Source organism: Rhizobium sp. YTUHZ045 (assembly GCF_051124255.1).
In the GTDB taxonomy this organism is placed as follows: Bacteria; Pseudomonadota; Alphaproteobacteria; order Rhizobiales; family Rhizobiaceae; genus Rhizobium.
Genome location: NZ_CP101432.1, coordinates 299,919 through 322,124, shown reverse-complemented (window position 1 = coordinate 322,124; position 22,206 = coordinate 299,919). Strand labels below are relative to the sequence as shown.

Genomic DNA, 22,206 nt, shown 5'->3' with positions numbered 1-22,206 from the left:
CGGCCTCAAAGCGGCGAGAAAAGATCGACGGCCTGCTGGCCGCGCGGAGGCTGCTGCACTTCCATCAGGCGACCCCGGCCGCCATAGGAGATGCGGGCTTCGGCGATCTTGTCGTAAGAGATCTGGTTGTCGGCGTTGACGTCCTGCGGACGCACGATACCGGCGACGTTCAGGATGCGCAGTTCCTGGTTCAGACGGACTTCCTGCGAACCCGAGATGACGAGGTTACCGTTTTCGAGAATGCCGGTGACGACGGCCGCAACGAGAAGGGTGAGCTTGTCAGTGCGCTCGATCTTGCCCTTGCCGTCGGTGCTGGTGTCGGAACCATAGGTCAGATCGGTCTTGGATTCGGGCGTCCAGCCGAAGATCTGAGCGTTGATGTCCCAGTTCATGCCGCTTGAATTCGTGCGGCTGCGGTTGGTCTCGTTGTCGAAGGAGGCCTTGTCGTTGATCTGGATGTCGACGGTCAGGATGTCGCCGACGTTCAAGGCGCGTGCATCCTTAAAGAGCGCGGCCTGCGAATCGCTCCAGAGCGAATAGCCCTGCGCCACGGCGCGCGGCTGCTTCGGATAGAGCGCCATCTGCGGGGTCTGGCCATAGGCAAGTCCGCTGCCGATCGGGCTCATGGCGGGCGCACGGCCGATCTCGCTGACTGCCGTCGGAGACTGGCAGCCCGCAAGGAGTGCGAGGGCGGCGATCGCGGCCGGGAAACGCATATTCATGAAGGATCCTTCGACGTATTGGGATCGGACGCACTGGCGATGACGCTGGCGATAGCCGCGGCCTTCTTCGAGTCCATCTCGTTGAGGATGAGGCTCGACTGGCGCGGGCCGAGCCGCATGATGACGGCCGACGCTACTTCGATGTTCATATCCTGCAGCTGCAGTGCCGCCGCATCCGGTTTCATCTTCTTGTAGATATCGGTGAGGCCGGCTTCGGCCTGCTTGAGGAAATCGTCGCGCCGCTTCAGCCAGTCCTGGTATTCGGCCTTGCGCTTGTCCATCTCTTCCATCCGGGCGTCGATGTCGGCGCGGAGCCTTTCCAGCTCCTGTTTCTGCAGCAGGTAGCGCTGGTCGCGGGCGGGATCGGCGATGTTGGTGCAGAATTGCTTGATCTCGTCCTGAGACGTGATGTCTCCCTCCGGATGCTCCTGTGCGAAGGCGCCGGGGATCGACAGAAGGACGAGGCCGGCCGCCGGCAGCGCCAGGCGGCGCAGCAGCTGCAGCACGGTCATGTCAGGATTCAGGATCGTCATCATTGCAGCACAAGCTCCGCCTGCAGGGCGCCCGCCGACTTGATGCCCTGGAGAATGGCGATGATCCCATCCGGTTTCACGCCGATATTGTTGAGGCCGGCGACAAGGGTCCTGAGGTCGGGACCGTCGATGATGGCAACGCGCCCACCGGTCTGCTCGGCCGCAATGTCGGTCTGCGGCTGAACGGCAGTCCGCCCGCGCGAGAAGGGCTCGGGCTGAATGATCTGCGGCGTCTCGGTGACCTGAACAGTCAGAGTGCCGTAGCTGACGGCGACCGGCGAGACGCGGACATCGGAGCCGATGACGATCGTGCCGGTGCGCTCGTTGATAACCACCTTGGCCGGCGTATCGGTTTCGACAATGAGGTTTTCGACGTCGGCCATCAGCCGGGTGAGATCGGCCGTGCGCGGTTTCTGGATCACCACTTCCTGCGAATCCTTGGCTTCGGCGACCGGGCCGCCGAAGCGCGCGGAGGCATAGCCATTGACGATGTCGGCAATGCGGATCGCCGTCGAGAAGTCGGGATTGCGCAGCTGCAGGACGAGATTGACTGAATCCTTGAAGTGGGACGGCAGTTCGCGTTCGATGATCGCGCCGCCGGGCACGCGGCCGGCAGTGGTGACGCCTTCGGTCACCGTCGCCGCCTGGCCCTGCGCCTGAAAGCCGGAGACGATAACGGAGCCCTGGGCGACAGCGTAGATCTGGCCGTCGGCGCCGGAAAGCGAGGTCATGACGAGTGTGCCGCCGCGCAGCGAGGTAGCATCCCCGAGCGAGCTCACCGTAACATCCAAACGGCTGCCGGGGCTTGCGAAGGGCGGCAGGTTGGCGGTGACCATCACGGCCGCGGTGTTCTTAGCGTTGGACTGGCCGCCCTGTGTCGAGATGCCGAGATTCTGGAGCATTGCCCGCATCGACTGCTCGGTGAAGGGCGAGGAACGGAAGCCATCGCCGGTTCCCTGCAAGCCGACGATGAGACCGTACCCGATCAGCTGGTTATCGCGGCCGGCCTGAAGCGAAGCGATATCTTTGATGCGGGACGTCAGCGCCCAGGCGGGCGCCACGTCGGCCAAACTCATGGCGACAACCGCAACAAAGGTGACGATACGGAAGAACAATTTCATTTCGCCCTCACATGGATCGTGCCGTCCGCAAGCACCGTGCCGCTGACGATGACGCCGGAATCCATATTACGCGCACGGACGACCTGCCCCGTCGCACCGTCTTCAAGCGGCGTGCCGGCGGCGGAGATCGTCATTGCGCCGAGAGAGAAGACCAGGCGGATCGAAGAGCCGCGCGTCACCGTATAGGGTTCGCGCAGCGCTGAAACCGAGATCGTACGGCCCGGCAGCAGCGTGCGTTTGGAAACCAGACCTTCGACCTGCGAAATCGATTTGGCATAATCGCCGGCGAGGTTGGGGTTGGTGACCTCAACCTCCTGAAGCTGGCTGCCCGACAACGTGTCGCCGGGATAGATGATCGTCGTCGGGACGACGGCATAACCCATGCCGGCATCCGCATTCACGGGCAAGATGATGCCCGCGATTGCGATCGTGGCTGCCGCCACCCATCCTGAGATGCGTCCTGCCCGGCAAAACATCATGTTTCGGCCCTTCCCTTTACTTCAGGTTCTTGCTGACGATGGAGGCCATTTCATCAGCCGTGGTGATCACCTTGGAATTCATTTCGTAAGCACGCTGAGCCGATATCAGCTCGGTGATTTCCTTCACCGGGTCGACGTTCGAGGATTCCAGATAACCCTGCTTCATATAGGCAAAGCCTTCCTCGTCAGGGTTGCCGACAACCGCCTCGCCCGAGGCCGGCGTTTCCTGGAAGAGATTGTCGCCGATCGGCTGAAGGCCCGCTTCGTTGACGAAATCGGCAAGCGTCAGCTGTCCAAGAACGGTCGGATCGGTCTGGCCCGGCAGCTTGGCCGAAACCTCGCCGGAGCGGCTGATAGTCAGTTCGGTCGAACCCTGAGGGATGGTGATCCCAGGCAGGACTTCATAGCCGTCGATGGTGACGAGCTGCCCTTGGTCATTCTTGTTGAAAGCGCCGGCGCGGGTATAGAGCGTCGTGCCATCGGTCGACTGGATCTGAAAGAAGCCCTTGCCGATCAGCGCCACGTCGAGATCGTTGCCTGTCTGCGTGAGTTCGCCCTGGAGATGCAGGTTGCGGACCGCGGAGGTCTGGACGCCGAGGCCGATATTGGCGCCTTCGGGAACGACGGCCTGGTTGGCCCGGTTGGCGACGCCCTTGGCGCGTTCGGTCTGGTAGAGAAGGTCGGTGAACTCGGCGCGAGCCCGCTTGAAGCCCGTCGTGTTGATGTTCGCAATGTTGTTCGCGATGACTTCCAGATTGGTCTGCTGGGCATCCATGCCCGTTGCTGCGATGGCGAGCGCTCTCATGTGTTCGTCCTCAAATCAGTTACATCTGCATCTTGGTGACTTCGAGAAAGGCCGAAACGACCTTGTCGCGGATGGCAATCGCGGTCTGCAGCGTCTGCTCGGCCTGGAGCATGGAATCGACGACTTCACGGGTCGTCGCCGTGCCCTTGATGCCGGCGAAGGACATGCTTTCGGCACCCTTCAGGCTGTTGACGGCGTCGGTCGCCATGCCGCCCAGCACGGAGGCGAAGCTCAGGCCGTTGGCCGCACCTGCGGTGCCCGGCATGGCTGTTGCGGAGGACGAGGCGGAATTTTCGGAGTCGACGGCGCCGAGCGCGCGGGTCATCGAAAGATTGCTGACATTCTGGACGCTGCTGATCATTGATTATTGGCTCTTCAGAAGATCGATCGTGGACGAGATGAGGTCGCGGGTCTGCTTGATGGTCTGCAGATTGGCATCATAGGAGCGATTGGCTTCACGCATGTCGGCCATCTCGACCAGGATGTTGACGTTCGGCAATTTGACGACGCCCTTGGCGTCCGCCGCCGGATTGCTGGGGTCGAATTCGGTGCTGAAGTCGCCTTCGTCGACACCGACCTTCTTGACGTTGACGGTCTCGACGCCGCTGGTGCGGTCCATCTGCTGGCCGAAGGTGATCGTCTTGCGGCGATAGGGATCGGCGCCCGGCGTGTCACCGGTCGAGCGGGCGTTGGCAATGTTTTCCGAGACGATGCGCAGGCGCGTCGATTGCGCCTCGAGCCCCGAACCGGCGATTTTCATAGCTGCGGAAAGCGGATCCATGACACTTACTTCCTGACCGTCATCAACATCATGCGATTGAAGGAGCTGACCAGCGAGGTGTTCAGATCGTATTGGCGCTTGATGTCACCCGACTTGGAAAGCTCCTCGGCCAAACCGACGGTGTTGCCGGATTCCTGAATGCCGATCTCCTGGTCGAGGGCCGCTTCCTTGACGTCGATATCGCCGCTTGCGCTGAAATCGTTGCCGCTGAAGTGCGCCGGATTGGTGCGCGCCATGGTGATGTCGGATCTGTCCAGCACGGCATCGAAGGGCGTGACGTCTTTGGCGCGGAATTTCGGCGTATTGGCATTCGCGATGTTGCCGGCAACAACCTGCTGACGGATCGTCAGCCATTCCGCCTGTCGCGAAGCCAAGTCGAAAAGTTGGATCGGTTGCATGAGAACTCTCCGTTTTTACTATCCGGAACCTAGAGCGGTAATCTTGCGTGGGACTTACGGGAATCCGGGCTTCGCGGCGCTTCGCCCAAGGCCGCCAGAGAAAAGGGCTCCTGCCGGTTTGCGGGGAGCCCTCTTGTCTTCAGCCTTTGCGAAGAGGTTCAATCGTTCTTGTAGATATCGCCCTTGGAGGTGATGATCACCCACTTGCCCTCGCGCTGCTCGATCATCGCCAGGCGGCTTTCGTCGGGCAGGACCGAGCCGATGCGCACCACATACATGCCCGAGGGATCCTCGATCAGCGCTCGGCCGTTGGACACATGCAGAAGGCGGAAGGAAGACTTGCCCGGGAAAGGCTGGTCTTCCAGCATCGCGGCGCCGTCACGCTGCTTGCCGAGATCGGAGACCGTCGCCGTCGTCAGCGGATCGACCGGCGGAGCCTTCTTGGCTGCCTCGTTCTTGTTGACCATGGCCAGCGGTGAGACGCTGAAGACGTTGCGGGCGGGCCAATCCGGCAGTTCGCGCGAATTGCTGCTGGTGGCGACGTTGATGCCGAACTTGTCCGCATTGAAGAAGACGTACCAGGGGAAAAAGGCGGAGGCGCCGGCAAGCGCCAGGCCGGCGAAGGTGAGAAACCGATCCAGAGTGGCGGTCTTGTCGCGCGGCTTCAGGGAAGCGATGCGTTCATCATCGAAATCAGCCACTATTATCTCCTCTGCATGGGTGCGCCCTGATTGCCCATGCCGGCAGCAGCCTTGAGCGCGCCGGCGAGATCGGCAAAAGCGTCGACCGAATCGCGATCGCCTGGAGACTGTTTCAGGACGTCGTAAATGATAGGGACCTGCTTGACCGCCATGTCGAGATCAGGATCGGCGCCTTGGCGATAACCGCCGATCAGCCGTAGGTCCCTCGTTTCCTCAAAGCGGTGGATCAACACCTTCAATCGCGACACCAGCTTTTCCTGATCCGGCGTCCAGGCCTTGCGGGCAAGACGCGAGATGGAGGCGAGCGGATCGATCGGAGGATAGCGCCCTTCCTCGGCAAGACTGCGCTGCAAGACGATATGGCCGTCGAGAATGCCGCGCGTCGAATCGGCGATCGGGTCGTTGTGATTGTCGCCATCGACGAGGATCGAGATGATGGCGGTGATCGTGCCGGCGCCCTCCGGGCCAGGACCAGCGCGTTCGAGCAGGCGCGGCAGCTCGGTGAAAACGGAGGCGGGATAACCGCGGGCGATCGGCGGTTCGCCGGAGGCGGTCGCCACCTCGCGGATCGCATGGGCGAAACGGGTGACGCTGTCGACGATGAAGAGCACGTTCTCGCCCTTGTCGCGAAAATGCTCGGCGATGGTGACCGCCGTCAGCGGCGCCATCTTGCGCAGCATCGGGCTTTCGTCGCTGGTCGCGACGACGGCAATCGCCTTCTTCATATTGCTGCCGAGCGTATCCTCGATGAATTCGCGCACCTCGCGGCCGCGTTCGCCGACGAGGGCGATGACCACCTTGTCGAAGGCGTCGGCGCGGGCGAGCATGGACAGAAGCGTCGACTTGCCGACGCCGGAGCCGGCAAAGATGCCGAGACGCTGGCCGAGGCAGAGCGGCGAAAAGATGTCGATCGCGCGCACGCCGGTCTTGAAGCCGGTCGCCACGCGCTGGCGCGTCATCGAGGGTGGCGCAGCGTTGGAAATCGAGCGGCGATCGAGACCCTGGGAGATCGGACCCAGACCGTCGATCGGCTCACACAGCGAATTGATCGTGCGCCCGCACCAGCTGTCGGATGGCGAAATTCGGAAGGCGCCCTTGCGAATGACCGTGTCATGGATGCCGATCGGCTCACCGGGTTCGATCGGGCAGACATAGATCAGGTCCGGCTCGACACGCACGACCTCGCCGAGATGGATGCCGGTCGCCGATTTATGCGCGACGAATTCACCGAGACGAACATGACGGGAGAGACCGCGAACCGTGTAGTGGCCGGCAGCGATGGTCTGGACGCGACCGCCATGAGCGACGGCGAATTCCGGCGATGCGTATCGATCGACGAGACCCGCCAGATGCGCGAGCTTCGGAGAAAGGCCGTCTTCGGACAGTAGCGTTGTGCTCATTGCTTAGCGGCTGCCCCCAAGCGTCTGGACGGCCTGCTTGAACGAATCCTCGCTGTCGCGCATCAGCGAGGAAATGCTTTCGAAGGCACGGTTGACTTCGATCAGCTGAGTGATCTCGCGCATGGCGTTAACGTTGGAATTTTCCAGATAGCCCTGCTCGACACCGACATTGAAGCGGTCGACGACGGCGCGCGGCTGGTCGGTGGTCATGATGCCGCTGTTTTCGTAACGCAGGTAACCCTTGCTGATATCGGCCTCGAACAGGCCGAGCGAGCCGACCTGGCGGTCGCCCTGATAGATGATGCCATCGCTGCCGACAGCCGGCTCGCCGGCCTTCGTGTCCAGCTGAATCGGTGCGCCGCCAGCATCGAGGACGGGATATCCCCGGATGGAGACGAGTTCGCCGGTTTCCTTGAGCGTGAAGCGGCCGTCCCTCGTGAGCACACGGCCGGCTGGCGTATCGAGCGCAAACCAGGCATCGCCCTTAATGGCGAAATCGAGCATGTTGCCGGTGTGCTGCAACTCGCCGTTCTGCTCGTTCAGATAGTCGTTGCCCTGAGAAACGAAAGCGACCTTGGTATTCAGCTTGTTCTTGGTGGCCGCCACCATCTCGTCGAACTTCACCTCGGTGGCACGAAAACCCGTGGTGTTCACGTTCGCCATGTTGTCGGCGATGGTGTTCAGGCGCTTTTCAAGCGCCATCTGCGACGACAGAGAAACGTAAAGACCGGATTGCATGTCTGTAAGCTCCAAGCATTGGCGATGAACGGAACGAAAACCGGGCGTCGTCTGATCTGGTTCGGCCGGAATTTCGCTGAGGCGGCATCTCAGAAACGGACGCGAGCGCCCATTCGTCTCCTTTAGATTGGCGGCAGATGCTTGCGCGAAGCTGGCACGTGGAAATGCCCGGACCGACCCTTTCATCAGCCTCACGCAAGGCAGAAACCCTATCCGTCCTAGAGAAAAGCAACGTTCAGATTGGGCTGACGATGAACATCATTATCGGATTTATTGTTGTCTGCGGCTGCATCGTCGGCAGCTTCATGGCGATGGGCGGCGAAGTGGACGCGCTGTTCCAGCCCTTCGAATTTCTTATCATCGGCGGCGCCGGCCTCGGCAGCTTCATCATGGCAAACCCGATGAAGGTGGTAAAGGATTCCGGTAAGGCGCTTGCAGAGGCCTTCAAGCACGCCGTTCCGAAGGAGCGGAACTATCTCGATACGCTCGGCGTGCTCTACTCGCTGATGCGCGACCTGCGCACCAAGTCGCGAAACGAAATCGAAGCCCATATCGACAATCCTGCCGAATCGACGATCTTCCAGCAGGCTCCGACGGTGCTGAAGAACAAGGAGCTGACGGCGTTCATCTGCGATTACGTCCGCCTGATCATCATCGGCAACGCCCGTAGCCACGAAATCGAGGCGCTGATGGACGAAGAGCTCAACACCATCATGCACGACAAGATGAAGCCCTATCACGCGATCCAGATCATGGGCGATTCCTTCCCGGCGATCGGTATCGTCGCGGCCGTTCTCGGCGTCATCAAGGCGATGGCCCACATCAACGATTCGCCCGAGGTGCTCGGCCATCTGATCGGTTCGGCGCTCGTCGGCACCTTCCTCGGCATTCTGCTGTCCTACTGCGTCTGCTCGCCGCTGGTTTCCCAGATCAAGGTCGTCCGCAACAAGCAGCATCGCCTCTATGTCATCGTCAAGCAGACGCTGCTTGCCTATATGAACGGCTCGGTGCCGCAGGTCGCTCTCGAATACGGCCGCAAGACGATCTCGGCGTACGAACGTCCGTCCATCGATGCCGTCGAACAGGAAATGATGAACCCAGGCGGCGAGAACAAGGCGGCTTAAATGACCATGAGCGATGCTTCACATGACAAACCGGCAATGGATCCCGCCCTTCTCGCAAAGCTGACCGGCGGGCTCGGAGACAGGGGCAGGGTCGCCAAGATCTGCAGCGCCTTTGGGGATGTCTACAGCGAGTTCTTTCCCGACGTCATCAAAAGCGAGACCGGCCTCGACGTGACCGTCAGCTATCTCGGCTGCGAGATAGGCTATAAGAACCACCTGATCGACGACCTCAGCCACAACGTCACGCTCGTCGACGCGACGTTGCGCAACTGGTCTCAGAACGTCGCGCTTGCCTGCGGCAATGGTTTCGTCATCACGCTGATGGAACACCTGCTCGGCGCCACCGCCGATACGATCGAGGAGCCGGCCGAGCGGCTGCTCTCGGTCATTGAACTCGATCTGGCGGTCATGGTCTTCGACAAGATCGCCAAGGTGCTGCGCTCGGCGGTGAACGCACCGGGCGGTTTCGAGCCCAGTCTTTCGGCCCCGCATGCGCATGACTCGCGCCCCCGGCCGGCGGAGGACAAGCCGGACGAATTTGCCGCCGCCATCAACATGTCGATCACGCTCGCCGGCATTGTTTCGGAATTCGCACTGATCATTCCACAGACGGCGCTGCTCAAGACCAAGGTGACGCCGCCAAAGCCGAAGCGCCAGACCGGCGGCAATTCGCCGGAATGGACCGAACAGCTCGGCGATCAGGTCCGCCGCTCGCATGTCACACTCGAAGCCAGGATCAGGTTACAGGACCTGACGCTGCGCACCATATCGAAGCTGATGGCCGGCGACGTCATTCCGTTCCGCGACAGCGGCGACGTACGCGTCGAGGTCAGCGCCAACAGCAAGGAATTGTATATATGCGAATTCGGGCGTTCTGGCGAAAACTACATGGTCCGCGTCAAGGATACGATGAACTCGGATGACGAACTCATCCGTCATTTAATGAATTGATCGGTTCTCTGGCTTCTGGGCTGCAAAGGCAGTTTGAGGCAAGTTTCAACTGGAATAGTGATTTCATGGCAACGAAGAAAACACAGCAGAACAGTGACCTCTCCCTGGATATGCCGGGCAGCGAAGCCGATCTCGACCAGGCGATCGACGACCTGCGCGGCGTGCTGAAGAAGGATGCCGATAGCGACCTGTCGCAGTTTGGCGGCGAACTGGAGAATGACGGCTTCGCGGCAGGAACGGATCTGGCCGCCTTCGGCGGCGAGATTTCGGATTCCCCTTTCGGCGGCGATGATTTCGGCGGCGATTTCGGCGCAGGCAATGCCAGCCCGGCTGCAGGCATGGATTTCGGCGGCAGCTCTTCGTTCGAGGCGTCCTCGGCGCCGCTCGGCAGCGCGCTGACCTCGAACTTCGAGCTGATCATGGACATTCCGATCGATGTCCAGATCATGCTCGGCACCAGCCGGATGCAGGTTTCCAGCCTGATGAATCTCAATGAAGGAGCGACGATCGCTCTCGACAAGAAAATCGGCGAACCCGTTGAGATCATGGTGAACGGCCGCAGGATTGCACGCGGCGAGATTACGGTTCTTGATAACGACGACACCCGATTCGGCGTGAAGCTGATAGAAGTTTTGAGTACGAAAAAAGCCTGATCCCTGTGGGGACGGAGAGGTTAGACCATGATGGACTTTGACGATTTCGGCGGCGCGCTAGCCGGGAAACCGTTGACCCAGGCTGAAAAGGCGGCGGCGGTCCTTCTCGCCATGGGAAAGGGTGTCGCCGGCCGGCTGTTGAAATATTTCACTCAGGCCGAGTTGCAGACCATTATCGCATCTGCCCAATCGCTGCGCGCCATTCCGCCGGACGAGCTCCTGTCCCTCGTCTCCGAGTTCGAGGACCTCTTTACCGAGGGCGCCGGACTGATGGACAATGCCAAAGCAATCGAAGCCATTCTGGAAGAAGGCCTGACCCCCGACGAGGTGGACAGCCTGCTCGGCCGCCGCACGGCCTTCCAGGCCTACGAGACCTCGATCTGGGATCGCCTCAGCGAGGCCGAGCCGGCATTCGTCGCACAGTTCCTGCTGCGCGAACATCCGCAGACCGTCGCCTATATTCTGTCGATGATGCCCTCCGCCTTCGGCGCCAAGGTGCTGCTGCAGCTCCCCGACAACCGCCGCGCCGACATCATGAACCGGACGGTCAACATGAAGGCCGTCAGCCCGAAGGCGGCGCAGATCATCGAGAACCAGGTGATGACGCTGCTTGCCGAAATCGAGGCAGAGCGCAACGCTGCCGGCTCGACGAAGGTCGCCGATCTCATGAACGAGCTCGACAAGCCGCAGGTCGACACGCTGCTCACCTCGCTCGAATCGATCAGCCGCGAATCGGTCAACAAGGTTCGGCCGAAGATCTTCCTCTTCGAGGACCTCATGTACATGCCGCAGCGCAGCCGCGTCCTGCTGCTCAACGATATTTCGACCGACGTGCTCACCGTCTCGTTGCGCGGCTCGCCGGCCGATATCCGCGAATCGGTTCTGTCCGCCATCAGTCCGCGCCAGCGCCGCATGATCGAATCGGATCTGCAGAGCGGCATGGGCGGCGTCAACCCGCGTGAGATCGCCATTGCGCGCCGCGCCGTGGCGCAGGAGGCGATTCGCCTGGCCAACTCAGGCCAGATCGAGCTCAAGGAGAAGGAAGGCGAAGCTTCGGCCGCCGCCTGAGCTTCTGAGACTGTTGACAAATCCGGCCGACAAACAGGCCGTTGTTGATCGCCGCGCCTCAGGCGACTACCCTCCATCGATCGGCCGCATTCTATGGCGTGTTGCAGAACACTCGGTTTCTGCGGCGCGCTTTGGGTTTTTGTTTTGACGCATCTCGTCATCCCAGAATCGCTGCCCGGTTCGGGGTGGCACGCGTGAGCTGCGGCCTGCTTTTTTTTGAAGGAGGGCCGCGACTTGGCAGATGATGACAAGGACAGCAAAACAGAAGCCCCGACCGCGAAGAAGCGAACCGACGCCGCGGAAAAAGGCAATGTACCGTTTTCGCGCGAGCTGTCGATCTTCGCGACCATCCTCGCCACTTTCATCTATCTGGTGTTCTTCCTTCCCGATAGTGTCGGCCGCATGGGCGAAACGCTGCGCGACATTTTCGAACAGCCCGACCAATGGAAAATCGAGACGGGCCCAGACATTCTGGCGCTCTTCGTCCGGCTCGGCTGGTCGAGCGCTGCGCTGCTGGCACCCGCCCTCATCCTGTTCATGGTCTTCGGCATCGCCTCCTCGATCTTCCAGAACCTGCCGACGCCTGTGCTCGAACGGATCAGACCGCAAGCCTCGCGCATCTCTCCGGTGAAGGGCTGGTCACGGCTCTTCAGCCTGCCCGGCCTCGTCGAGTTCGGAAAGTCGCTGTTCAAGGTCGTCGTCGTCGGGGTCGTCCTGTTCTTCGTGCTCAGGAGCGAATATTTCGGCTCGATCGACGCCATGTTCTCCGATCCGCAGACAATCCTCGTGCGATTGATGACGGCGATGCGCAAGATCATCATCGTCATGCTGATCGCCACCGCGATCGTGGCGATTGCCGATCTTTTCTGGACGCGCCATCACTGGTTCACCGAGCTCAAGATGACGCGCCACGAGGTGAAGGAAGAAAACAAGCAGGCGCAGGGCGACCCCTTTGTCAAAAGCCGGCAGCGCTCGCTGATGCGCGACCGCGCCCGCCGGCGCATGATCGCCAACGTGCACCGCGCCACGCTTGTCATCGCCAACCCGACGCACTACGCCGTGGCGCTGCGCTATGCGCGTGAAGAGAACGACGCGCCGGTGGTTCTGGCAAAGGGCCAGGACCTGATTGCGCTCAAAATCAGAGAGATTGCCGAGCAGAACGGCATCCCGGTGTTCGAGGACCCGCCGCTCGCGCGCTCCATGTTTGCGCAAGTCTCGGTCGATAGTGTCATACCGTCAGTCTTCTATAAGGCCGTTGCGGAGCTCATACACAGGGTCTACGCCGCAGACGCCAAGAACAAACGGGTAAGATAAGCCGAATGAAAAAATGCCCTCACTCTGCCCAGCGTGAAAAGATCCTCGCAGAGGCGATCAGCCCGGTCGCCACCGAACTGCGCCTTCTGGATGCCTCTGACCTCATTTCACTGCTGCGCTTCGAGTATTACGGCAATCTGGCCGATCTCGTTGCTTCGGCGGCGGAGCTTTTCTTTCATCCGGGCACGGTCAATTTCGGCCTGGGCGGAAACTATACGCTGGAATGGGGCGGCAAGCCGGAAGTCGTTCTCGACCTGGAAATCAAGCCGCGCGGGGTCACCGTCTATGCCCAGCTCGCCCTTGCCGACAACCATGCCGGCATTGAAATCAACCACATTGCCTTCGAGGACCCCTCCTCCGATCCCGACGAGAATACTGCCTTTCTGGAAAAGAGCCTTCGGCAATCCCGCTACAGCGTGAAACCGCCGCGCGCGCTCGCCAGCTGATTGCCTCAGGCAATTTCGCCGTCTTTCAAGAAGGTGACCGGCGCGGGTTAGAGCTTTTCCGGGTTAGATTGCAGCATTCTGTTGGCTCAAACGGAGTCGGATGGTCGACCGGCCGGCGCGTGTCGTAGCCCAGCTCTACGGCCAAGCCGGCCGGTCGATCAGCCGGCCCGTTTCAGCCAACCCGAAGGGCCGGGCATCTTTCCGCCAGGATCAAAGGCGATCGGCTCGGACGTACCTAGGGGTATGCCCGTCGCCAATCGCCTTTGCCCAGACGAAAACCTGCTCCGGCAGAATGCTGCAATCTAACCCGGAAAAGCTCTAGAGCGGCTCATTGCTTATCGGAATCGGTTCTGGATTCCCAAATCAGCAGATTTGTGATTCATGATGGATGCTGGAATGGAGGCCAGCATCCATGACGCGACCCTATTCGAATGATCTTCGCGAGCGAGTCGTTGCAGCGGTTGTGGACGGTCAGAGCTGCCGGGTGGTGGCGGAGCGGTTCGACATAGCTGTCTCATCCGTGGTGAAGTGGTCACAGCGTTATCGGGCCACCGGCAGTGTGTCACCGGGCAAGATGGGCGGCCATCGCCGACGTGTGCTGGAGCCGCACCGCGCCTTCATCGTCGAGCAGATCGAGCAGACATCGCATCTGACGCTACATCGGCTGAAGGATGAGTTGGCCGCCCGTGGCGTGAGCGTCTCCCACAATGCCATCTGGCAGTTCATGCGCCGCGAGGGCTTGAGCTTTAAAAAAAACGCTGTTCGCCCTTGAGCAGGGCCGCGCCGACATTGCCCGGCGCAGAGCCCGCTGGAAAGCCTGGCAAGACCGCTTCGATCCGAAGCGGCTCGTCTTTATCGACGAGACCTGGATCCGCACCAACATGGCGCCGTTACGCGGGTGGGGGCCGAGGGGCAAAAGATTGCGCGGCTTTGCCCCGCATGGCCGCTGGCGCACCCTGACCTTCCTCGGCGCCCTACGCTGCGACAAGCTCACTGCGCCCTGCGTCTTTGACGGTCCCATCAATGGCGAATGCTTTCACGCCTATGTCCGCCAGCAGTTGATCCCGACCCTCAAACCTGGCGACATCGTCATCCTCGATAATCTCGGCTCTCACAAAGCCAAAGCCATCCGCGACGCCATCAGGGCCGTCGGCGCCAGGCTCTGGTTCCTGCCAAAATATTCCCCCGACCTTAATCCGATCGAACAAGCCTTCGCCAAGATCAAGCACTGGATGCGCCAGGCCCAAAAGCGAACCATCGAGGAAACCTGGCGCCATCTGGGCTTACTCGCCGACACCATCAAGCCAGAGGAATGCGCCAACTACTTCTCAAATGCGGGCTATGCTTCCGTCAAAACATGAAAGGCTCTAGCTGATGTAGCCGAGCCGGATCGCTTTGGCGATCGCCTGGATGCGGTTGACGGAATCGAGCTTGATCGTCGCCGAGCCGAGATAGGCATTGACGGTGTGTACGGACAGGCCGAGTTTTTCGGCGATCTCTTCGCTGATACGGCCATCGCCGGCGAGCTGGAGACAGGCGACTTCGCGTTCGCTCAGCGCTTCGGCGGCCGCCGAGCGGCGTTCGTCCAGCGAGAGCAGATCCATCATCACGTGGCAGCAGCGGCCGTGTAGCTCGACGATCGTATCGCTGGCAGGATCGATATCATCGCCGGTGAAAAGGATGAAGCCATTGCCGACAGCGCCGAGCCGCACCGGGAAGGCCAGGCCGGAAAAAGGCAGAATTCCATCCTTCAGGCGCGTCATGAAGGGCGAGAAATCCGCCGGACCGGGGGCCGCCCTGTCATGAGCGCCGGCCCATGAAAGCGGCAGCAGCGACTTTTCGATATGGTCGAGAAGAATATCGCCATAGGCGTCCGTGAGGGCCTTGCCAAAACCGGTATTCGAAGGGCCCCAATTCTCGAGCTCGCAGACAAGCCGCTGCTTTGCCGGTAGTCCCGAGCCGCTGACACGGTAGATCGCGAAGCCCTGAGCGTCAGCGAGCTTCTGCATCGCAATCAGCCGCGGAAAAAGATCCGAACGGCTGGAAATCCTGTTCATCCGCACCATGCGCAGCGGATCGGCGCCGTTCATCGCCCTGCTTGATGGATGTCCCATGGATTCCCCTATACGAGATTGTTGCGGACCGCGAAGGCAATGGCCTCCGACCGGGTCTTGGTCGCCGTCTTGCGCATCACGCTGGTGATGTAGTTGTTGATGGTATTGCGAGATATTCCGAGAATCATCGCAATCTCGTCGCTGGTCTTGCCCTCGGCGATCCAGAAGAGGCATTCCAGCTCGCGGTCAGTCAGTTCGAAATCGCGATCGTTCCTTGCGCCGCCGCAGCGAAGGAAGCTCGCGACATAGCCGGCAAGCAGTCCCACATCCCGCAGGCGCTCCGGCGACAGGATGAAGCCTTCGCCGAACAGGAACATCAAGGCGAGCCGCGAGCGGCCGACATTGAAGGTCAATGAGCAATACTGGCGGCTGGCGCCATCAGGCGCATCGGCGTGATCCGGCAGAAGAGCGAAGCTCGGCTGGAAAACCTGCATGCATTTTTCCAGCTCGGTCGAACGGGCATAGCCGCCGACCAGATCGTTGGCGATATCCTTGACCAGATCGAACGGCCAGTCAGACGATACGATGAAATCGAGGCCGCTTTCCTGGATGAGATCACAGCGCGCCAGAAGATAGTGCGAGGCACCCACATAGTCCGTCAGCGCACGCAGACCGGACTGCAATCTGCCAGTGTCGGCGACACCGTGCAGGCGCCGAATCAGCTCGTCGCGCGGCAAGAGAGCCGGCGCCACCACGCTCGCGAAATTCGCCATTTGCCTCTCGCCTTTGCTCGCCTGAGATATCGTCATATCCATTGGCAATTTCCTGGGGCTGAGGAACGATCAAACTCGGTGCAGCAGCATTTATTTTGTAAAGGATTCAATTCAAGCTCCGCTCGAATCCCATTTCGAATCACTCAAGGGTAAGCCAGCCGGTGTAAATCACCATCTCCGACTTCTAGGGATTTACTTTCGCTGCTGCTCATGCCGTGATTCGAGGACGACTCGCGCCCCTCAGAATACTGGAAAGGGTAAGATGATTCTGGCTGTACCGCAACTTCATTCGCGTTTTACGCGAGTGATCCTCCTCAACCGTTTTATCCAAATTTCTTGAGGCGATTGGATCTATTCCCCATTCGACACCCGCGGCCAAAACAGACTGGGTAATGAGATATCAGCTCTCTTGCGGGCGACCGATAGGAATCCTGCTCAGGTAGTGAAAAGCCTGAATAACACGAAAAAGGCCGGGTTGCCCCGGCCTCCTTTTATGCTGCGTCGTCGATCGCCCATTTCCTGAGGATTTTGGCGGCGCGCTCCTCGTTGATTTCCACCATGCGGGCAAGCTTGCGTTCCGGGCCCTCCTTGACGCGGCGGTTGAAGTTGCCATCGTCGTCGCCGAGGCTGAGCAGATCCTCAGTACTGTCGAAGCCGAAATCGGAGCCGAAGCCGTCCATGAGGGCGCCTCCAGGGGCGCCGGCCGCCGGCGCGAAGTCCGGAAGTTCGAGGCCAGCCGCTTCCGGCGTGGCGTCGCCAAGCACCGAGCCCACGCCGTTGCCGCTGACGCTGCGTACCAGCGGCCGCAGGCCCATCCAAACCACTACGAAGGCGACAGCGACGAAGGCCAGCGAGTTGATGATGCCGGCAAGGTTGCGGCTCAGCATATCCATGACGCGGACACCGCCGGTGGCGTCTTCCAGCAGCTGATTTTCGAGGAAATCCATCGCCGTGACGGTGACGACATCACCACGCTTGGCGTCGATGCCGGCCGCCGAAGCGACGATCTTCTGCATTTCGGCGATATAGGCATCGATCTTGGCCTGGTCGGCGGGCCCGCCGACCATCTTGGCGATGCGGCCCTTGTTGACCACGACGGCGATCGAAAGCTTCTCGACCTGATAGCTGTTGCGCGTCGTGGCCGTCGTCTTGCTGTTGATTTCGTAGTTGGTCTGCTCTTCGCGCTTGTCGGACTTGTCCTGAGATTCCGGACCGCTTGAGCCGCCGGCATCAGGGGCCGCCTGGGGAATGTTCTGTTCGACGGTCGTCGCGTTGTCGGACTGCCTCTGCTGCGACTGCTGGGCTTCCTTCGTCGAACGGACGGAGCGTTCGACCTTGGATTCGGGATCGTAGACCGTCTCCTGAATCTGCTGAGCATCGGTGTTGAGGTCGGCGGTCACGCTGGAGCGGAAGTTATCCATGCCGAGGAAGGGCGCTAAGGCCTTGTCGATGTTGGATTCGACTTCCTGCTGAACGTTCTGGACGATGTTGAGCGAGCGGTTCAGCGAGCTGTTGCTCGCCTCGTCGCCGGACGCGAGAAGCTGGCCGGCAGAATCAAGAATCGTGACGTCATCGACATCAAGCCCCGGCACGGCCGAGGCGACGAGGTGACGGATCGAGGTCGCGGCGCCGCGCCCGGTGGCGGCGCTGGCGCGAATCATCACGGAGGCGGTCGGTTTCTGCTCCGCCTTCCGGAAGTTTCCGACTTCGGGCATGACGATATGGACGCGCGCCGCCGTTATGCCCGAGATCGACTGGATGGTGCGTGCGATTTCGCCTTCGAGCGCTCGAACCCGCGTCACTTCCTGCATGAAGGAGGTCAGGCCGAGGGAGCCGACATTGTCGAAGAGTTCATAGCCGGCATTGGCGCTGTTCGGCAGGCCGCGCTCGGCAAGCATCAGGCGGGCCTTGCCCGTCATACCGGCGGGAACGGTGATGCTGGAACCGTCCGTGCCGACCTGGAAATTGATGTTGGCTTCGGCAAGCGCCATGCTGATCTGGTTGAGATCGGGAGCGTCGAGACCGACGTAAAGCGTTTCTTGGGCCGGTTTGTTGACGAAAAGGGCAGCCGCAAGGATGATTGCGATGGAAACGGCGCCGACGCCCCCCAGAATCATCAGGCGCGTCCGGCCCAGGGCACCAAAGTTCTTAAATATCTGAACTAATTGATTTAACAGATTCATTCTGTTCTCGCACGATCCGTCAAAGACAAAGCAGGCTTATTGCCTCACCTGACCAATAATCGGCGAAACTTGTGCGAGCGTTTCGTGAGGAGCGCGCGGGAGCGAAAGGCTGATGCATGTCGCGCAGCGATTTTGCGAGAACGACGTGCGTGAAAAGAGGACCTGAGGCGCGAGAGGCGGCGTTGAAACCGCGCGCTTCAGAAGAAGTCGAAGTCGCCGGCGGCTTTGCTCAGCGGCTGAGAATGACCGTGGCGCGTGGAGCCGCCCAGCGCCTTCTGCATTTCCGCCAGCTTGACGAGGCTGAGCGCAGTGGCGACGTCGACCGTCCAGCCGAGCGGGATTTCGCCGGTGATGGTGTCGATGAATTCGGCAAGGCCGCGTGACTTCTGCACGGCCAGATCGATGCCCTGCATGACCTTCATGGAGTCCGGCGAGTTCAGAATTTCAGCGCCGCCGAGTTCGAGTAGCTGCGGTTCGATGCGCTCGATCAGGTAGGCCACATCGTGGAGTTCCGAAACGATGCGCATCAGGATGTCGCTCAGCGCTTCGACAGGCGCGGGCGGCTCCATCACCGGAGTAAATGTCATATGAAAATCCTCGCCATCAAAAAAATTCGATACTGGTTTCGGCGGGCTTCTGCGGAGCGGCGGGACGCTGCTGCTCGAGAGCGACGGTTCTCTGCGTTTCGGCGCCGGTCAAGGGGTATTGCCGGGCACGACCGGAGACCGGCCAATATTCGAGCTTGCGCCCATGCTCTCCGCCGGTGGAGGAGCCGACCACCGGAATGCCTTCATCCCTCAGGAACTGCATGGCGAAGGCCGCATTCTGCTCACCGACGTTGGAGAACGTCGAGATCGTCTTTGCGCCGCCGAAGATCTTTGCCTCCAGCCGGTCGCGCCGGGCGCCCTGCTTCAGGAGACCGTTGATCAGCAGTTCCATCAGATGCACGCCATAGCGTGTGGCATCGCCGCCTGATGTCGGCGACGTCGCCGAACCGGGCAGCAGAAAGTGGTTCATGCCGCCGATGCCGGCGACGGGATCTCTGAGGCACGCAGCCACGCACGAGCCGAGAATGGTCGAGAGAACCGCATTCGGATCGCTCAGAACCTTGTACTCGCCCTGAATGATGTGCACGCGGCGGGCTGCCCCCTCAGTGATCATTTCAAAGCTCCAAACACGGCTTCGATGGCCGCTTTCATCTTCTCGATCGTAAACGGCTTGGCGAGCACGTTGTTGGCGCCGAGCTGGGCCGCCTTCTGTACCAGCGCGCGATCGCCCTGGGCGGTGAGGATGATGAAGGCCGCCTTCTTGGTGTTCGGGTTGGTGCGCACGGCCTGGAGGAAGCCGATGCCATCCATCTTCGGCATGTTGAAATCGGAGATCACGAGGTGGTGCGGCTGCTCGGTCATGATTTTCATGCCCTGCTCGCCGTCGCCTGCGGATGTGATCTGCTTGAAACCGAGCTGGGTCAGCGCGTCGCTGAGCAGCAAACGGCTCGTTACCTGATCATCGACGATCAGAACTTTGATTTTCTCCGCGATCGACATTTATTCGGTCCCTTCCTTTCGGGCGGCTGTCAATTTCAGTATTTCTTCACCGATGGCAGTCAGTGGCAGCTGCTGCTCGACGGCGCCAAGTTCGTGAGCAACCCTTGGCATTCCGTAAACGACGCAGGTTTTTTCGTTCTGGCCGAGCGTTCTGGCGCCCGCGTGGCGCATTTTCAACAATCCGGCGGCGCCATCGCGGCCCATTCCGGTCAGAATCACGCCGACGGCGTTGCGGCCTGCGAGTTCTGCGACCGAATCAAAGAGCACGTCCACGGACGGGCGGTGACCGTTGACAGGCGCCCGGTCGACTAGACGGCAGCACGGGGCAGAGCCGCCGCTGACCTGGAGATGACGTTCGCCGCCCGGCGCCAGATAGATCTTGCCGATCTCGAGACGGGCGCCGTCGGTCGCTTCCTGCACCACCGGCGCGCAGAGACGGTTCAGCCGTTCTGCGAAACTCTTGGTGAAGGTCGGCGGCATATGCTGGGTGATGACGGTCGGCGGGCAATTTGCCGGGAATTTCTGCAGTACTGCGATCAGCGCCTCGACGCCGCCTGTGGACGAGCCGATCGCGACGATCTTGCGGCCGACGCGAAAATCGGCGACCGAAGGCGGGGGCGCGACGGCGGCCGCCGGTTGGGAAAACTGACGCTGCGTGCGCGCGGCCGCCTTGACCTTCTCGGCGAGATCGCCGAACGGCCTGGGTTCGCCGGGGCCCGGTTTGCCGACGCAATCGAAGGCGCCGATCTCAAGCGCCGCAAGCGTCGCTTCGGCGCCTCGATGCGTCATCGTCGAGACCATGATCACCGGCATCGGCCGTAGCGTCATGATTTTTTCGAGGAAATCGAGGCCGTTCATATTCGGCATCTCGATGTCGAGCGTCACGACGTCGGGGTTCAACCGTTTGATCGCCTCGCGTGCTTCCAGCGCGTCGCCGGCCTGGCCGATGACACTGACTTCCGGGTCGGAGCTCAGCACTGCGGTAATCAGACCCCGCATGGTCGGCGAGTCGTCGACAACGAGAACTCTTGCCGGAGCGCTCATGCCTTCCTCCCGAGACCCTTGGTCGTGTAGCGATAGGTCGTGATGCCGATATTGTCGAAGACGTGCTTCGCCTCACCGGAGACGCGCTCGGAATGGCCGATATAGAGGTGGCCGCCTTCCGGCAGCAGGCCGGCGAAACGTTGCCAGATCTTCATCTGGGTCGGCTCGTCGAAATAGATGACGACGTTGCGGCAGAAGATGACGTCGAACTTGCCCTTGAACGGCCATTGCGCCATCAGGTTCAGTTCGTTGTAGGTGATCAGCCGCTTGACGCGGTCATCGACCTGGAACTTGCGGCGGCCCTGCACCTCGACTTCGCTAAACCATTGCTTGCGCATGGCGGGCGAGACGGTTTCGAGCGCACTCTCGTCGTAAGCGCCGGCCCGGGCGATGGCGAGGATTTTCGGATCGATGTCGGTCGCCAGGATCTTGAAGTCGTAGTCGGCGACATTCGGCATCAGCGATAAAACGGTCAGCGCGATCGAATAGGGTTCCTGTCCGTCGGAGGAAGCGGCCGACCAGATGCGCACCCTGCCGCCCGATCTCGCCCGCTGCAGAAGTTCCGGCAGAACATGATCGCGCAGGTGCTCGAAATGATGGTTTTCGCGGAAGAAGCGAGTGAAGTTGGTCGTCAGATGCGAGAGCATTTCGCGGCGCGCCGCAGCCCCCGCCGGCGAAGCGACGAGTTCGCAATATTCACGGAAACCCGACAGACCAAGATTGCGGATATGCTTGGACAGACGCGAATAGACGAGCGAGGCCTTCGTCTCATTGAGGAAGATGCCGGCATCCGAGTAGATCATGGCGGCGATTTCCGTGAGGTCGCGGCGCGTCAGCGGATATTCTCCGCTCGCCAGCACCTCATCGGCTCCCTGCCTCTGATCTTTTGCACCCATTGCACTCATGCGGCTTCGCTTTCGGTCTCGGAAAAGAGGGCTTCAAGTTCGATCAGGCAGATCATGCGCTTGTCGATGGCGAGAATTCCCCGGGCAAATTGGCGCTCGAGGTCGGAAGAGATTTCGGGCGTCGGCTGAATGATCTCGTCGGTGACCGTCAGAATGTCGGAGACGGCGTCGACCAGCAGGCCGACGACTTTGCGGCGGACCTGGGCGACGATGATGACATGGCGGGCTGTGGGATCGGCGGGCTTCATGCCGAGACGAGCGGCAAGATCAATGATCGGCAGCACCGCGCCGCGCAGGTTGATGACCCCCAGCATATAGGCAGGCGAGTGCGGCATCGCGGTCGCCGGGGTCCAGCCCCGGATTTCGCGAACCGACATGATGTTCACGCAAAATTCCTGATCTCCGATGCGGAACGCGATCAGCTCGCGATCCCCCTGGTTCAGACTTTTTACAGCGTACGACATTC

The 22,206-nt window shown here is 60.9% G+C and carries 27 protein-coding genes; 7 read left to right on the top strand and 20 right to left on the bottom strand.

The window, feature by feature from the left end:
* Positions 1-5 precede the first annotated feature (5 nt).
* The 11 genes from flgH to flgF all read right to left on the bottom strand — a co-directional run bounded on the left by flgH (position 6) and on the right by flgF (position 7,678).
* Positions 6-722 (bottom strand): flagellar basal body L-ring protein FlgH, encoded by a 717-nt coding sequence (gene flgH / locus NMA58_RS01640; protein ID WP_085776958.1) that lies wholly within the window; start codon positions 720-722, stop codon positions 6-8.
* On the bottom strand, positions 719-1,258 hold the full coding sequence (locus tag NMA58_RS01635) for a MotE family protein (protein WP_085776957.1): 540 nt from the start codon (positions 1,256-1,258) through the stop codon (positions 719-721). Before NMA58_RS01635 ends, flgH begins: the two co-directional genes overlap by 4 nt.
* Positions 1,255-2,376 carry a flagellar basal body P-ring protein FlgI gene (locus NMA58_RS01630; RefSeq protein WP_085776956.1) on the bottom strand — a complete coding sequence of 374 codons (1,122 nt, stop codon included), beginning with the start codon at positions 2,374-2,376 and terminating at the stop codon, positions 1,255-1,257. The genes NMA58_RS01635 and NMA58_RS01630 overlap by 4 nt, the downstream gene beginning before the upstream one ends.
* Complete coding sequence (flgA, locus tag NMA58_RS01625; protein ID WP_430956964.1) at positions 2,373-2,855, bottom strand: flagellar basal body P-ring formation chaperone FlgA; 483 nt, start codon at positions 2,853-2,855, stop codon at positions 2,373-2,375. The genes NMA58_RS01630 and flgA overlap by 4 nt, the downstream gene beginning before the upstream one ends.
* Before the next feature lie 16 nt (positions 2,856-2,871).
* The gene (gene flgG / locus NMA58_RS01620) at positions 2,872-3,660 is read right to left on the bottom strand and encodes a flagellar basal-body rod protein FlgG (protein WP_011424026.1); all 789 of its coding nucleotides are present in this window, start codon (positions 3,658-3,660) and stop codon (positions 2,872-2,874) included.
* 19 nt (positions 3,661-3,679) lie between these two features.
* Positions 3,680-4,021: a flagellar hook-basal body complex protein FliE gene (locus NMA58_RS01615; RefSeq protein WP_097600328.1), complete on the bottom strand. Its 342-nt coding sequence runs from the start codon at positions 4,019-4,021 to the stop codon at positions 3,680-3,682.
* 3 nt (positions 4,022-4,024) lie between these two features.
* A complete protein-coding gene (flgC, locus tag NMA58_RS01610; protein WP_064693821.1) occupies positions 4,025-4,441 on the bottom strand; it encodes a flagellar basal body rod protein FlgC in 417 nt (138 codons plus the stop codon).
* Positions 4,442-4,446: 5 nt separating this feature from the next.
* A complete protein-coding gene (gene flgB / locus NMA58_RS01605) occupies positions 4,447-4,839 on the bottom strand; it encodes a flagellar basal body rod protein FlgB (protein ID WP_085776953.1) in 393 nt (130 codons plus the stop codon).
* Positions 4,840-4,997: 158 nt separating this feature from the next.
* Positions 4,998-5,540 (bottom strand): flagellar protein, encoded by a 543-nt coding sequence (locus tag NMA58_RS01600; RefSeq protein WP_097600327.1) that lies wholly within the window; start codon positions 5,538-5,540, stop codon positions 4,998-5,000.
* 2 nt (positions 5,541-5,542) lie between these two features.
* Positions 5,543-6,940, bottom strand: coding sequence for a flagellar protein export ATPase FliI (gene fliI, locus NMA58_RS01595; protein ID WP_434712071.1), 1,398 nt, complete (start codon positions 6,938-6,940; stop codon positions 5,543-5,545).
* Between the two features lie 3 nt (positions 6,941-6,943).
* Entirely contained in the window at positions 6,944-7,678 is a 735-nt protein-coding gene (gene flgF / locus NMA58_RS01590) for a flagellar basal-body rod protein FlgF (protein ID WP_097600325.1), read from the bottom strand.
* A 251-nt stretch (positions 7,679-7,929) separates the two neighbouring features.
* On the opposite strand from flgF, the gene motA reads away from it, so the two are divergent.
* The 7 genes from motA to NMA58_RS01555 all read left to right on the top strand — a co-directional run bounded on the left by motA (position 7,930) and on the right by NMA58_RS01555 (position 14,595).
* Positions 7,930-8,802 (top strand): flagellar motor stator protein MotA, encoded by an 873-nt coding sequence (gene motA / locus NMA58_RS01585; protein WP_020920386.1) that lies wholly within the window; start codon positions 7,930-7,932, stop codon positions 8,800-8,802.
* Positions 8,803-9,753 carry a FliM/FliN family flagellar motor switch protein gene (locus tag NMA58_RS01580; RefSeq protein ID WP_085776949.1) on the top strand — a complete coding sequence of 317 codons (951 nt, stop codon included), beginning with the start codon at positions 8,803-8,805 and terminating at the stop codon, positions 9,751-9,753.
* 65 nt (positions 9,754-9,818) lie between these two features.
* Positions 9,819-10,406: a flagellar motor switch protein FliN gene (fliN, locus tag NMA58_RS01575; protein WP_020920384.1), complete on the top strand. Its 588-nt coding sequence runs from the start codon at positions 9,819-9,821 to the stop codon at positions 10,404-10,406.
* Between the two features lie 27 nt (positions 10,407-10,433).
* Positions 10,434-11,474, top strand: coding sequence for a flagellar motor switch protein FliG (fliG, locus tag NMA58_RS01570; protein WP_085776947.1), 1,041 nt, complete (start codon positions 10,434-10,436; stop codon positions 11,472-11,474).
* A 234-nt stretch (positions 11,475-11,708) separates the two neighbouring features.
* The gene (gene flhB / locus NMA58_RS01565) at positions 11,709-12,788 is read left to right on the top strand and encodes a flagellar biosynthesis protein FlhB (protein WP_434712070.1); all 1,080 of its coding nucleotides are present in this window, start codon (positions 11,709-11,711) and stop codon (positions 12,786-12,788) included.
* A 5-nt stretch (positions 12,789-12,793) separates the two neighbouring features.
* A complete protein-coding gene (locus NMA58_RS01560; protein ID WP_085776945.1) occupies positions 12,794-13,234 on the top strand; it encodes a hypothetical protein in 441 nt (146 codons plus the stop codon).
* 412 nt (positions 13,235-13,646) lie between these two features.
* A protein-coding gene (locus tag NMA58_RS01555; protein WP_434710177.1) for an IS630-like element ISRel6 family transposase occupies positions 13,647-14,595 on the top strand; the annotation gives its coding sequence in 2 pieces (ribosomal slippage) (positions 13,647-13,982 and positions 13,984-14,595; 948 coding nt in all).
* A 6-nt stretch (positions 14,596-14,601) separates the two neighbouring features.
* Here the strand turns inward: NMA58_RS01555 and visR are convergent.
* The 9 genes from visR to NMA58_RS01510 all read right to left on the bottom strand — a co-directional run bounded on the left by visR (position 14,602) and on the right by NMA58_RS01510 (position 22,204).
* Positions 14,602-15,348: a transcriptional regulator VisR gene (gene visR / locus NMA58_RS01550; protein WP_085776944.1), complete on the bottom strand. Its 747-nt coding sequence runs from the start codon at positions 15,346-15,348 to the stop codon at positions 14,602-14,604.
* Between the two features lie 8 nt (positions 15,349-15,356).
* Positions 15,357-16,103 (bottom strand): transcriptional regulator VisN, encoded by a 747-nt coding sequence (gene visN, locus NMA58_RS01545; RefSeq protein WP_097600319.1) that lies wholly within the window; start codon positions 16,101-16,103, stop codon positions 15,357-15,359.
* Between the two features lie 449 nt (positions 16,104-16,552).
* Positions 16,553-18,244, bottom strand: a complete 1,692-nt coding sequence (fliF, locus tag NMA58_RS01540; RefSeq protein WP_434712069.1) for a flagellar basal-body MS-ring/collar protein FliF — start codon at positions 18,242-18,244, stop codon at positions 16,553-16,555.
* A 197-nt stretch (positions 18,245-18,441) separates the two neighbouring features.
* On the bottom strand, positions 18,442-18,831 hold the full coding sequence (gene cheT, locus NMA58_RS01535) for a chemotaxis protein CheT (RefSeq protein WP_434712068.1): 390 nt from the start codon (positions 18,829-18,831) through the stop codon (positions 18,442-18,444).
* Between the two features lie 16 nt (positions 18,832-18,847).
* Positions 18,848-19,405 (bottom strand): chemoreceptor glutamine deamidase CheD, encoded by a 558-nt coding sequence (gene cheD / locus NMA58_RS01530; protein ID WP_085776941.1) that lies wholly within the window; start codon positions 19,403-19,405, stop codon positions 18,848-18,850.
* Complete coding sequence (locus NMA58_RS01525) at positions 19,402-19,791, bottom strand: response regulator (RefSeq protein ID WP_004672258.1); 390 nt, start codon at positions 19,789-19,791, stop codon at positions 19,402-19,404. Before NMA58_RS01525 ends, cheD begins: the two co-directional genes overlap by 4 nt.
* Positions 19,792-20,835, bottom strand: coding sequence for a protein-glutamate O-methylesterase CheB (cheB, locus tag NMA58_RS01520; protein ID WP_085776940.1), 1,044 nt, complete (start codon positions 20,833-20,835; stop codon positions 19,792-19,794).
* The gene (gene cheR / locus NMA58_RS01515) at positions 20,832-21,740 is read right to left on the bottom strand and encodes a protein-glutamate O-methyltransferase CheR (RefSeq protein ID WP_020920377.1); all 909 of its coding nucleotides are present in this window, start codon (positions 21,738-21,740) and stop codon (positions 20,832-20,834) included. The genes cheB and cheR overlap by 4 nt, the downstream gene beginning before the upstream one ends.
* Positions 21,737-22,204, bottom strand: coding sequence for a chemotaxis protein CheW (locus NMA58_RS01510; protein ID WP_011424005.1), 468 nt, complete (start codon positions 22,202-22,204; stop codon positions 21,737-21,739). The genes cheR and NMA58_RS01510 overlap by 4 nt, the downstream gene beginning before the upstream one ends.
* Positions 22,205-22,206 lie beyond the last annotated feature (2 nt).

Bases quoted from the DNA above. Each gene is read 5' to 3' on its own strand.
- flgH (WP_085776958.1), bottom strand. From the start codon at position 722: ATGAATATGCGTTTCCCGGCCGCGATCGCCGCCCTCGCACTCCTTGCG.
- NMA58_RS01635 (WP_085776957.1), bottom strand. From the start codon at position 1,258: ATGATGACGATCCTGAATCCTGACATGACCGTGCTGCAGCTGCTGCGC.
- NMA58_RS01630 (WP_085776956.1), bottom strand. From the start codon at position 2,376: ATGAAATTGTTCTTCCGTATCGTCACCTTTGTTGCGGTTGTCGCCATG.
- flgA (WP_430956964.1), bottom strand. From the start codon at position 2,855: ATGATGTTTTGCCGGGCAGGACGCATCTCAGGATGGGTGGCGGCAGCC.
- flgG (WP_011424026.1), bottom strand. From the start codon at position 3,660: ATGAGAGCGCTCGCCATCGCAGCAACGGGCATGGATGCCCAGCAGACC.
- NMA58_RS01615 (WP_097600328.1), bottom strand. From the start codon at position 4,021: ATGATCAGCAGCGTCCAGAATGTCAGCAATCTTTCGATGACCCGCGCG.
- flgC (WP_064693821.1), bottom strand. From the start codon at position 4,441: ATGGATCCGCTTTCCGCAGCTATGAAAATCGCCGGTTCGGGGCTCGAG.
- flgB (WP_085776953.1), bottom strand. From the start codon at position 4,839: ATGCAACCGATCCAACTTTTCGACTTGGCTTCGCGACAGGCGGAATGG.
- fliI (WP_434712071.1), bottom strand. From the start codon at position 6,940: ATGAGCACAACGCTACTGTCCGAAGACGGCCTTTCTCCGAAGCTCGCG.
- flgF (WP_097600325.1), bottom strand. From the start codon at position 7,678: ATGCAATCCGGTCTTTACGTTTCTCTGTCGTCGCAGATGGCGCTTGAA.
- motA (WP_020920386.1), top strand. From the start codon at position 7,930: ATGAACATCATTATCGGATTTATTGTTGTCTGCGGCTGCATCGTCGGC.
- NMA58_RS01580 (WP_085776949.1), top strand. From the start codon at position 8,803: ATGACCATGAGCGATGCTTCACATGACAAACCGGCAATGGATCCCGCC.
- fliN (WP_020920384.1), top strand. From the start codon at position 9,819: ATGGCAACGAAGAAAACACAGCAGAACAGTGACCTCTCCCTGGATATG.
- fliG (WP_085776947.1), top strand. From the start codon at position 10,434: ATGATGGACTTTGACGATTTCGGCGGCGCGCTAGCCGGGAAACCGTTG.
- NMA58_RS01560 (WP_085776945.1), top strand. From the start codon at position 12,794: ATGAAAAAATGCCCTCACTCTGCCCAGCGTGAAAAGATCCTCGCAGAG.
- visR (WP_085776944.1), bottom strand. From the start codon at position 15,348: ATGGGACATCCATCAAGCAGGGCGATGAACGGCGCCGATCCGCTGCGC.
- visN (WP_097600319.1), bottom strand. From the start codon at position 16,103: ATGGATATGACGATATCTCAGGCGAGCAAAGGCGAGAGGCAAATGGCG.
- fliF (WP_434712069.1), bottom strand. From the start codon at position 18,244: ATGAATCTGTTAAATCAATTAGTTCAGATATTTAAGAACTTTGGTGCC.
- cheT (WP_434712068.1), bottom strand. From the start codon at position 18,831: ATGACATTTACTCCGGTGATGGAGCCGCCCGCGCCTGTCGAAGCGCTG.
- cheD (WP_085776941.1), bottom strand. From the start codon at position 19,405: ATGATCACTGAGGGGGCAGCCCGCCGCGTGCACATCATTCAGGGCGAG.
- NMA58_RS01525 (WP_004672258.1), bottom strand. From the start codon at position 19,791: ATGTCGATCGCGGAGAAAATCAAAGTTCTGATCGTCGATGATCAGGTA.
- cheB (WP_085776940.1), bottom strand. From the start codon at position 20,835: ATGAGCGCTCCGGCAAGAGTTCTCGTTGTCGACGACTCGCCGACCATG.
- cheR (WP_020920377.1), bottom strand. From the start codon at position 21,740: ATGAGTGCAATGGGTGCAAAAGATCAGAGGCAGGGAGCCGATGAGGTG.
- NMA58_RS01510 (WP_011424005.1), bottom strand. From the start codon at position 22,204: ATGTCGTACGCTGTAAAAAGTCTGAACCAGGGGGATCGCGAGCTGATC.